10 protein-coding genes are annotated in these 11,104 nt (G+C 44.5%); 8 read left to right on the top strand and 2 right to left on the bottom strand.

What is annotated here, in order from left to right; genetic code table 11:
• Positions 1-258 precede the first annotated feature (258 nt).
• The 6 genes from NI468_RS12565 (at position 259) to NI468_RS12590 (ending at position 4,813) form a co-directional block, all read left to right on the top strand.
• A complete protein-coding gene (locus NI468_RS12565; protein WP_004732910.1) occupies positions 259-1,158 on the top strand; it encodes an MlaA family lipoprotein in 900 nt (299 codons plus the stop codon).
• Positions 1,159-1,261: 103 nt separating this feature from the next.
• Positions 1,262-2,230, top strand: a complete 969-nt coding sequence (gigA, locus tag NI468_RS12570; RefSeq protein WP_004732911.1) for an RsbU family protein phosphatase GigA — start codon at positions 1,262-1,264, stop codon at positions 2,228-2,230.
• A 112-nt stretch (positions 2,231-2,342) separates the two neighbouring features.
• A complete protein-coding gene (gene gigB, locus NI468_RS12575) occupies positions 2,343-2,861 on the top strand; it encodes an anti-anti-sigma factor GigB (protein WP_004647542.1) in 519 nt (172 codons plus the stop codon).
• 20 nt (positions 2,862-2,881) lie between these two features.
• A complete protein-coding gene (locus NI468_RS12580; protein ID WP_005107790.1) occupies positions 2,882-3,709 on the top strand; it encodes a carbon-nitrogen hydrolase family protein in 828 nt (275 codons plus the stop codon).
• A gap of 102 nt (positions 3,710-3,811) precedes the next feature.
• Positions 3,812-4,237, top strand: a complete 426-nt coding sequence (locus NI468_RS12585) for an organic hydroperoxide resistance protein (RefSeq protein ID WP_004732917.1) — start codon at positions 3,812-3,814, stop codon at positions 4,235-4,237.
• A gap of 183 nt (positions 4,238-4,420) precedes the next feature.
• Positions 4,421-4,813 carry a DUF4951 domain-containing protein gene (locus NI468_RS12590; RefSeq protein WP_005103334.1) on the top strand — a complete coding sequence of 131 codons (393 nt, stop codon included), beginning with the start codon at positions 4,421-4,423 and terminating at the stop codon, positions 4,811-4,813.
• A gap of 50 nt (positions 4,814-4,863) precedes the next feature.
• Here the strand turns inward: NI468_RS12590 and gspE are convergent, their stop codons facing one another.
• Complete coding sequence (gene gspE / locus NI468_RS12595; protein WP_005246044.1) at positions 4,864-6,351, bottom strand: type II secretion system ATPase GspE; 1,488 nt, start codon at positions 6,349-6,351, stop codon at positions 4,864-4,866.
• 144 nt (positions 6,352-6,495) lie between these two features.
• Here gspE and NI468_RS12600 point away from each other — a divergent pair, with 144 nt between their 5' ends.
• Together NI468_RS12600 and NI468_RS12605 are read left to right on the top strand one after the other, a co-directional pair.
• Entirely contained in the window at positions 6,496-7,275 is a 780-nt protein-coding gene (locus NI468_RS12600; RefSeq protein ID WP_162924849.1) for a hypothetical protein, read from the top strand.
• 9 nt (positions 7,276-7,284) lie between these two features.
• Positions 7,285-8,208, top strand: coding sequence for a mechanosensitive ion channel family protein (locus NI468_RS12605; protein WP_004732923.1), 924 nt, complete (start codon positions 7,285-7,287; stop codon positions 8,206-8,208).
• A gap of 83 nt (positions 8,209-8,291) precedes the next feature.
• Here the strand turns inward: NI468_RS12605 and NI468_RS12610 are convergent, their stop codons facing one another.
• On the bottom strand, positions 8,292-11,000 hold the full coding sequence (locus tag NI468_RS12610; RefSeq protein WP_253102164.1) for a DUF2339 domain-containing protein: 2,709 nt from the start codon (positions 10,998-11,000) through the stop codon (positions 8,292-8,294).
• Positions 11,001-11,104: the final 104 nt, after the last annotated feature.

The following is an 11,104-nucleotide window of genomic DNA, read 5'->3' on the forward strand; positions in this document are numbered from 1 at the left end:
ACTTAACTAAGTCACTGTTTTATCAGAAGTTTTAATCTTCATCACCGCCGATGGATGTGCATTCTACAGCATTTCAGAGCCCTTGCAACACCTTTTTCAAGAAAATCATTTTGTATGTATATTTTTTAAGCTTTTCGTGTGTTTTCATTCATTTTTTATACAAATTTGCTTAAATGATGTCTATTCGTGAATATAACGTTTATTATTTTTATACTAATAAGTAGTGCTACTTACACAGAAAAGGCCTCAGGTTACCTTATGCATCGTTCTATTTACTTATCTATATGCTTATTTTCTTTAGCTTCAAGCGCACATGTTTTCGCCGAGGCGGCCACCAGTGTGGAAAATCTGGAAAACGAGCCTGCAAAAACGCCGCTTAGAACAAAAATCTCGACCAAAGCGCAACAATTACAAACGCAACTGAAAGTTGATGCCAGTGCAGCACAGGCTGAAGAAGTTAAAGATCCTTTTCAACCGTTAAATAGAAAGATCTATCAGTTTAATGATGCGATTGACCGCACCGTGGTACGTCCCATAGCCGTACAATATGTGGAAAAAGTTCCTCAAGATGTTCGTGGCAGCTATACCCAGTTCCGCAGTAACCTAGGTGAACCTTGGAATGTGGTGAATCAGCTGATTCAAGGTCGTCCTGCCCGCGCTGCTAAATCCCTAGGTCGTTTTACCATTAACACCTTAACAACTTTAGGACTGGCTGATCCAGCGCGTCGCCTGGGCTTGAGTCATGAAGAGGAAAAATTTGGAATTACCTTAGGTTATTATGGCGTGCCTTCTGGCCCTTATATCATGTTGCCATTTTTAGGTCCAAGTTCTGTCCGTGGCGTAATCGGTACTGCTGTAGATAGTCAAGCTCGTCCACAAAAATACATTCTCGAAGATGAAGATGGAATTTACTGGACTGATCAGTTTTGGCGTGCCATCGATACCCGTTCAGAAATACTGGACGTTGAAGGAGTGCTGACTGGCGATCGCTATGCGCAGATTCGCGATATTTATTTACAACGTACCAATTATGCAATTGCAGAAAAGAAAGGTACAGAACAAGATACGCTTTTCCTAGAAGATGATTTTGAAGATGACAATTCTGATGATGCACCTTCTAGTGATAGCAACATTGAATCTTCAAACGAAGATCTTTAAGTTTAAGCTTCATGTATGATTGCTAGTGAAAATCTGTTCGCTAGCAATACTTTGCTTGTTATAGTACATCTTATAGCCAATCCTGGGATTGAATCACTTTTTTATGTATTTCATTCAACCGACTCGTGATATTCCTTACTTAGATCAAGTACTTGATACGCTTCCTCATGTTCAGATGATCTATCTGGATGATCATGAACTGTATGACTCTACGATTATTGCGATTGCAGATGTACATGATTATCTGAAATATAAGTGGAATCTGCCTACGATTGTACTGGCCTTAGAAAATGAAGGTACTGCTTTGGCTCAGGCCTGGGAACAAGGTGCTTTAGCCGGCTGGATCTGGAACAAGCTTCCCGAGAATCCAGATCTGGCATTACAAAAAATTGATGCACAATATAAGCGTAACCAGGATAGCCGTGACCTGCCTTCTGCTGCAGAACTACAAAAAAAATTGTTACCGAATCCGATTGAACTGACCAATTACGAGGTCGAAACCTATTTTCAGCCTTCAGCCTATCTTTCAGGGGATTGGTATGATTATTGGAAAATCAGCGACAAAGAAGTGATTTTCTATTTGGCCGATGTATCCGGACATGGCGTCACCAGTAGTTTGCTCACGTCCTGGATGGCAGCTTTCCATGGTCGCTCCAAGACGCCGCGCGAGCTGATCAAGAAGCTGAACGGTATGCTGATGCAGGAAAATATTGAAAAGCACATCACCATGATTGCCGGGATTCTTAATCTGGAAACCCATGTATTAAAATGGTCCAGCGCTGGACATTATCCTCCACCGATTATATTTGAACCCAATCAAGAACCTAAAATCCTCTCTTCCAGCAGTTTCCCTTTGGGCTTAACCGAAGATCTTGAAGTTGAGGAAAATGAATGGGTATTAAGTCGCAATGCGCGCTTTATTATCTGTTCGGATGGCGCACTGGAACCTTTTGATGGTGGTTTAAATGAACAATTCTCGCAATTATTACACCATTTGCAGAATCAATCTTTTCAGGCTCCGGAACATGTGGCTGACGATATCGCCTTTTTAAGCTTTATCCGCGTAAATTAGCAGTATATTTACAGGCTTTATAAGCACTTAATTTGATTACTACTTTCAGCCACTTGAGTATCAATACACCCTATGGGATAATTTAATATCCTTCTCTGCAAATGGCATTTATATGTCAACAGGTCATGTTGAATATGCAAGTCTGAACGGAACGCATATTTTTAAGCTTATCGGCGAAGTGCGTGCCCAATCTTGTATTAGTCTAGACAAATTACTGAACAAAATTGAACAGCAAGACAACGTAGTTGGCGCTATCGTTGATCTCACCGAAACCAGTTTCATTGACAGTACCGTACTGGGTGTTTTAGCGAAACTAGGACTCAAACTCAAGCAAGTACACAATATTCAGGCTGTCATGCTTTCTACCAATTCTGACATTACCACTTTGGCCAACAGTATGGGATTGAGCCAGGTGTTTGTGATTCTGAATTATTGTGGTGATCCAAATGTCTGCACACGTGCGCTGATGGAAGAACATGTCACGCATCAAAATATGCTGAATACGGTTCTGGATGCGCATAAAACCTTGATGAAACTGAATCAAAGCAATCAGAACATGTTTGAACCTTTAGTCAAACAGCTACAGAAAGAGCAAGACAATTTAGATAAAATTTCCGAGCAAAAGGTATAACCATCTTATAAGAGGACCCTATGACTTTACTTTCTGTTGTACAAATGAATTCTCAAAATGAAATTGATGTCAATTTCGTGGAGATTGAATCTTTAATTCAACAAAGTAAGGCCAATGGTGCTGAACTGATTGTTTTCCCGGAAAACTTTGTCTGTTTTGCAGCAGGTAAACAGCGTGAAACTGCTGCACAATTTGAAGTGATTCAGCAGCGTCTGGAACAACTTGCCCATGAATATGACACCTGGATCGTTGCCGGTACATTACCCTGCCCTTATCGTCCGGATGGTTCAATCATTGAGGATGGCCGGGTGCGTACCGTTAGCCTGTGTATCAGTCCGGAACGGACCGAAGCACGTTATGACAAAATTCACCTGTTTGATGTGCAAGTCGGCGATGCTGTCGGTGGTTATCAGGAATCCAAGTTCTTTGAACCCGGCACAGATGTTGTCGTAGCCAAAACACCTTTTGGCAATATTGGGTTAATGGTCTGTTATGACCTGCGCTTTCCGGAACTGGCGTTAAATTTACGAGCCAAAGGTGCAAACCTCTTGACCGCTCCTTCTGCCTTTACCTATACCACAGGTGAAATGCACTGGCAGCTTCTTCTGCAAACACGTGCTCTAGATAGCCAATGCTCGGTGCTTGGTGCAGCTCAACAAGGCTGGCATGGAGAAAAACGCCAGACTTGGGGACATGCAGCCGCCACCAATAGTCGTGGACAACTTCTTAATATGATCCATGCAGAAGGTGCTCAACTCATCACCGTCGACTTTGATTTAAATGAACAGCAAAAAGTGCGTGAATCCATGCCTTTAATGCAACACCGTAGACTTCTTCAACTTTCCTGAATCGTTTCATTTGCTTGCATAAAATAACAAAATCCCTGCTTATTCTTCAGGTGAAATCACCGAGCATAGAAGCTCTACGAAAAATAAACAGGGATTTAACTCATGTCATTAGAAAAAGCCGTCTATACCGCACATGCCAAAGCCACAGGGGGCCGTGATGGCCGCGCCATTTCTGACGATCAGATTCTGGACGTCCAATTGGCCGTACCTAAAGAAATGGGGGGACCAGGCGGTGGAACCAATCCTGAACAGCTCTTTGCCGCAGGTTATTCCGCCTGTTTCTTGGGTGCAATGAAATTTGTTGCCAATCGTGACAAGCTCAATATCAGTAAAGATGCCTATATTGAAGGTGATGTTGGGATTGGTCCGATTCCTACCGGGTTCGGGATCGAAGTGACATTAAACATCCATCTTGAAGGCATGGATCAGGAAGAAGCAAAAAAACTGGTGGATGCTGCGCATATTGTCTGTCCATACTCAAATGCGACCCGTAATAATATTGATGTGAACTTAAACGTAATTACTTAATTTTTTTATTTAACAGCTATCCTGAAAAAAGTTTCAGGATAGCTAGACTTCAATTATAAATTTCAAAATTTACCCGCTTCATCTTTTGTCAAAAGCTACTTCTCTTCCCCACTTGAAAACTGCAGCAAAAACTTAAGAAATTATATATAATGATTCTTATTTACATTTATTCGATTTATATTGATGTTAAAACTAGTTCTTCTGAATTCTCTCCTGCTCCTCACTGCTACAACCTCTTTTGCAGATCTTTATCTCTCAGAAAAAATCCGTCCGAAAATAAAATCTCTGCTCAATACTGAAATTGAACGCCTACCCATTCCTGCAACACCCAACAATATGATTCTGCCTGAATTTGGTAAAGGGATTATTGGCTGGGGAGCTGGCCCCAAAGATGCTGAAGCCCGTTTTCTCAATATTACTCAGGCAGATGTTGAAACAATGAAACAGGAAGGACTGAGTTTAGCAATGGCACAAGCCTGGCAGAACTTTTATGAAAATGAAACTCTGCGTAATCCGGGAAATCCGACTGCACCTTTTCGTGCACAACTCATGAAAAAAATCGTCAGTCTCTGGTAAATATCCAAAAGTCCTGACGATCATTATGATAAAGCGAGCAGATTAAAAAATTATTCTACTGCTTCGTTGGTTACTCGCAATACTTCTTCAATCGTGGTTTTTCCGGCCAATACTTTACGCAGACCATCATCACGAATGGAACCTGACTGCTGACGTACATAGCTTTCGATTTCATATTCAGCCGCATTGCCATGAATCAAACGGCGCATATGATCATCGACTGGGACAATTTCATAAATTGCAGTACGGCCACTAAAGCCGGTATTGCCACAACGTTCACAGCCTTGAGGTTGCGGTAATCTTAAATCTTGGGGATGCTCAATATTGCCAAATAGATTCTTCTCGAAAGCATCTGCCTCATGCCAGGTCGCGCAATGTGGACACAAGGTACGCACCAGACGTTGGGCAATTACCCCGATTAAAGAACTGGACAGCAGAAATGGTTCAATTCCCATATCTTTCAGGCGCGTAACCGCACCAATCGCGGTATTGGTGTGTAAGGTGGATAACACCAGATGTCCTGTCAGGGATGCCTGCACCGCAATTTCTGCGGTTTCCAGATCACGAATCTCACCAACCATGACCACATCCGGGTCCTGACGTAACATGGCTTTTAACGCACGGGCAAAAGTCATATCCACTTTGGTATTGACCTGCGTTTGTCCAATGCCTTCCAGCTGATATTCAATCGGATCTTCTGCTGTGAGGATATTCTTGGAACCGTCATTCAGGTCAGAAAGTGCCGCATACAAGGTGGTGGTTTTACCCGAACCGGTCGGGCCAGTCACCAGAATAATCCCGTGCGGGCGATGTACTAAGGTCTTGAGTCGATCATAGTCATTATTCATCAGACCCAAATGGGTCATGTTCAAACGGCCGGCCTGCTTGTCCAGCAAACGCATCACCACCCGCTCCCCATAAGAAGATGGCAAGGTGGATACACGGACATCGACTTCACGACCAGCCAGACGCAAAGAAATACGGCCATCTTGCGGAATACGCTTTTCGGCAATATCCAGTTTGGCCATGACTTTAATCCGTGAAACCAGAAGCGGTGCCAGTTCACGGCGTGGCTGTACAATTTCGCGTAACTGGCCATCGACCCGTAAACGCACCGACAGTTTTTTCTCAAAAGATTCAATATGAATATCGGAAGCCCCGACACGAATCGCCTCTGAGAGCAATGCATTGATCAGACGCACAATAGGTGCATCATCTTCCTGATCCATCAGGTCTTCAGCTTCCGGAACCGAATCAGCCAGACTGAGTAAATCCGGATGATCTTCCAGACCGGCAGCGACCTGTTGCGATTCGCCGCTATCGCCGGCAAAACTGGAACTGAGTAACTGGTTAAATTCTTGTTCGCTACAGAGTTGAAAATGAGCCGGATAACCGAGCAGACGGCGAGCTTCCTGCAATGCAAGCATCGAGGTATTGTCACGACGCAGAATAAAGGCCTGATCTCCCTCATAACGCAACAGCACACCATGGCGCTTGGCGAAGCTATATGGGATTTGTAATTGTTTAAGTACTTGCATCGCGGATTATAATAATGATGAAAAAATTTAAATTGAGTGTACTCTAAGCATATGACAGCGTGAAGTATGTTTTCAAAGATTTAGCAAGAAAGGGTGCCAAGATTGCCGCAAGATAAAGATGAATTAATCCCGAATACAGCGAAAATGCGCTGGTGGGGAGAACAGAATTTTGAAATAAATCAGTCTAAAGCCTGGCAGTTTGGCTCCTTGCTGTTTCGGCTGACCCGAGGGATTCAGGAATGGCGACTGGAATATTTCCGCCCTTCTGTGCAATACGATTATGAACAGCAATGGCATCAGATTGATGATCCGAATTTTGCCTTTCCACCGCCCGTGAAAATTGAACGCTATATGTTCAAATCCACGCAAAAAAAATTGCAACTGATGCCACGTCTTGCAGACCGTTCTGTGGTGATTAAACCAGTCGATCCGATTTATATTCCTGCTGGACAGCGCGGTACGCTTTATATCAGCACGCCCTTATGGATTGCCGGTTTTGTCGAGGGTCAACGCGAACCGATTTTCGATTTACCGGTAATCTTGCCAAAAGACACCTGGTTTGGACCCAATCACCGTTCGGGGGAAATCTGCTACGCCACCGCAGTTGATGGCAGAACCGAACTGAAACAGTTACATCCGCGAGCCTTTCGTGCAGTCACGCCAATTGAGTTTCACAATACCAGTAACCAGCAATTGCGCTTTGACCGAATGAATGTGCCAGTGCCTGCCCTGCCGCTTTTTTACAGTGAAAGTACCGGCCGCTTATGGACCTCGCAAATCCGCGTTTTGCATGAAAGTTCGGACCGTCCACCACGGATTCGGGTCGAAAACCGCACGCCACCAAATGCTGGTGAAGTGGCCTATCTGCATCCACCGCGTGATCCAGCAGGTGCATTATTTAATATGTTTGATTCATTTTTCTAAGGGCGTCTGATGCCAAGTTCAAATATTCCGACCGAAGTCACCAACAGCCTGAAGGGAGTATTTACCAATATCAATACCGACCGTTTGACCGAAGTTCTGGTGGCGGTGGTGTTGTGCTTTATTGGTTTCCTGATCGCACGCTTTATTTCCAATACCTTTATTCGCACCATTGGTGTCCGTTTTAATGCCCATCAGAAACTGGTCTGGCGCCGCGGAATTTTCTATTTTATCTTCCTGCTGTTTGTGATGGCTAGTCTGAAAGAAGCCGGTTTTAAACTCAGTGTCTTCCTTGGCGCTGCAGGGATTTTAACGGTCGCACTGGGTTTTGCTTCGCAAACCTCAGCATCCAACCTGATCAGTGGTCTGTTCCTGATTGGTGAAGGTTCTTTTGAAGTCGGTGATACCATCCAGATTACCTTGATTCGTGGGCATACCATTGAAGGCGAAGTGATTTCGATTGATCTGCTCTCGGTTAAACTTTTGACCCAAGATAATATCTATGTGCGTTTACCGAATGAACAGCTAATTCGGGCACCGGTGCAGAACTTGTCGAAATTTCCGATACGGCGGATTCCGATTACGTTGGCGATCAATTTCCATGAAAATATTATCAAGGTACGCGAAGTTCTGCTGGACGTTGCCAATAAATATCCACTGGTACTGGCCGACCCGAAACCTGCAGTCACCGTTACCGCTTTCCGTGAATCTTCGATTGAACTGCTGTTTGCAGTGTGGTGCCAACAGGAAAACTACCTGAAAGTTCGTGATGAAATGCAGGAACGGATTCGCAACGGCTTTGTCGATAACCAGATTGAAATTCCGGTGCCAAAAATGGGCTTTGTCGATCATCCACTTTCCCGCCCTTTGGAAAATGAAGAAATTGATCAATACGCCAATGACAAGGCATTGAAAAGAGAGCCTGATTTAAAATAAATTGACTTTAGGTGAGAGCAACATCTAAACCAAAAATCTGCATCAGTGAAAAATGCTCCCTCTCCTTTCTTAAAGGAGAGGATTCAATCAGTTTTCTCCGGCATCGGTGCAATATAAGCAATCAGCAGCATCACCCCGCCCGCCAGCAAGAAGGAAATCACCCGGGTTAGGGTGCCAATATGTGACAGGTCAAATAGTACGAGCTTCAAGGTTACAATCACCAGAATACTGCCGCCTAAAATCCACATCGGTTTCAGTTTTTTGAGTGTCGCCGTCCACATGGTAATCCAGGCCAGTAATACCCAAAGTATGGTCAGACTAAGCTGAACCGTCGCATTGCTCCATAAGGCCAGATCATTAAACGGCGTCTGCAGGTACACATGTAAAGCTCTTAAAATAATATAACTGGATAGCCATAACAGGCTTAGTACCATTAAAACCGCCATCATGCCTTTGTCACGTCCCACCTTAATTTGCTGTAACAGCATCCAGATAAAACTGGCAAACATGGCAATACTGATCAGGTCAAAAGGATTCAGAATCGGCAGCCAGTAATACTGAAAGGCTTGCTGGCTAAACAGCTGTGAACATACCAGCCAGCTTCCCATCAGCAATAAACAGCTCTTGGTTTGCCAAAGCTGCTGCCAGCCTGACTGCGGATCCTGTCGATAGCACCACAGGCAGAATAATAAAGGCAAAATCACCATGCTCAGATAAGGCATGTTCGGGATCAGACATAAACTTGCCAGAGCCAGACTGCTAAAAACACCAAAACTCATCCATTCCTTGGAAAGCTGCAAGCCAGCCAGCGGTCTAAGCCACAGAATGGCCAATAATATCGTTGAAAGTGCAGAAACCCCACGTTCCAGATCACTATTCCAGACAATCACCGCATTCTGACTGCGATCCAGAGTTAGAATCGCCGCAATGACCAGCAAGGGCGAGATGCCACTCCACTTCGGCAGTAACCATGACCACTCCTGATTTTTGCGCAGGATCATTTCATTGAACATTACATAACCCAGTGTGATGATAAATAAACTCAGCACATAGGCATGCTGACTCGGAAATTCATCTTCCAGCAAGGCAAATAGCATCAAACTGGCCGCGACACTTAGGCTGCTTAAAAAACTGACACTCAGACTATTCATCTGCTGCTGGTACTGCTTTTTAAGCTGACTGATGACCACGACTGCCACATAGCACAGACTCAAAATCCAGAAAATTATTCGCGGTGTTGGATTAATCTCGACCAGATAATACAGGCTGCTGAATCCGGCCATCAGCAATAAGCCCATGCTCAGATAGTGTGCTACCCGGACATTTTTTTCCAAGGCCCATAAATAAATCAGCACACCTTCAACTGCCCAGCCAATCACACTCCATTGTTCTGTCAATAAGATCGGGGGCACCAAGGCGAGAAAAATCAGCATCAGGCTCAGATAGCTCTGCGAAATGAGCAGGATAGTTTGTTTACGGCGCAGCAGTGTCCAGCAAGCGGCAAAGACCAGTGCAAAGAACAGGCTTAATCCAGCTTGCCAGAGTTTTTGATTGGGCTGATTAAAATGAATCAGATACAGAAAAATATATGCCGTGATCGGTGCAGCAAAAATCAGCGCTAAGTCCAATACCGGTTTTAACTGAAAACGTGAGAGATCCTGTCGTGCCAGCAACTGGCTAAAGCGGAAACCTAGCCAGATAAACAGCGCACTATGTGCCAGAATCAACGCAGTCATGGCATAACGCTCATATGTATAACCATGAATCAGGCTATATATCCCGCCAACGACCGCAGTCACTAAAAAGGCAATTTGATTGAGAATCTTCCATGGCCGGAAACTGCTTAACACCGCCACCCCGATATTGATCAGCAGATAATAGCTAATCAGCTCAACAGCAGAAGCATCGCGGGTCGGCAAGGTAAACGGTGCCAGATAAGCAATCAGCAAAGCCATCAAGGCCAGTTTGATGCTTTCCTGTTTCAGGCTTAAATACAGAGTGATGGCCAGAATAATGAGAAATAGCAATGTTGCCAACGATAATGTGGGAATCACCAGATTGTAATAGGCAAAAAATAAGGTCAGGAACAGACTGCCTAAACCTAGTCCTTCCAGTGCCAGAGCAAAACTCCGATTTTTCTGCATCAGGCGATAACCCAGACCTGCTATACCTCCACTTGCCAGTGCAACCAGGCCCAATTTTGCAGCCAGACTGAGTTGCCAGTGCTCAGTGGCAAAACGCAGTAGTAAAATAATCCCAATCACTAAAATACTGATTGCGACTTTTAAGACTGGATTCCCCTGGAAAAGCCAGCGCTGCAGTTGATCTACCAGATGAGGAGAGTCGTTTACCTCTTGGGCAGACTCAGTTTTCACCAATGGAACAGAATCAGATCGATCCGGTGATCGCTGTAAGGGATCAGCAGAAGGAGATTGTGATTGCAGCTGTATCAAACGCCCTTCCAGACGTTGCAGCCACCTGAGCAAAAAGAATACCCATGCCGTAATCCCGATGCCCATCAGCCAATCCAGTTCAGCCAGTCCACCAACAATGGCAGTAATTGAAGAAATATATAAAGGAACTTTAGAGTTATGCTCCAAGGACATCTGCTGCTGTCCGGCCAATTGATTCAGCGGTGCTTCTACCGCAGTGACATATTGCATCACGCTAAAGATAAACCCCAAACCACACAGATAAGTCACAATCTGATAACCCAGATACCAGGCGCTGATCCCGGCAATCAGCAGGGTAATCAGCCAGATCATGCGCAACTCATTCCGTCCTGCAGCCATTCTTATATTTCTCTTTCCTGAATTGTTCCATCATACAACAGCTTGTGCTGCTTATTTCATCTTCGGCCGATATTCGCTAAGCTGTAAACTCAGACTCGCCTCAG

The sequence above is a fragment of the Acinetobacter lwoffii genome, assembly GCF_024129355.1.
GTDB lineage: Bacteria > Pseudomonadota > Gammaproteobacteria > Pseudomonadales > Moraxellaceae > Acinetobacter > Acinetobacter lwoffii_I.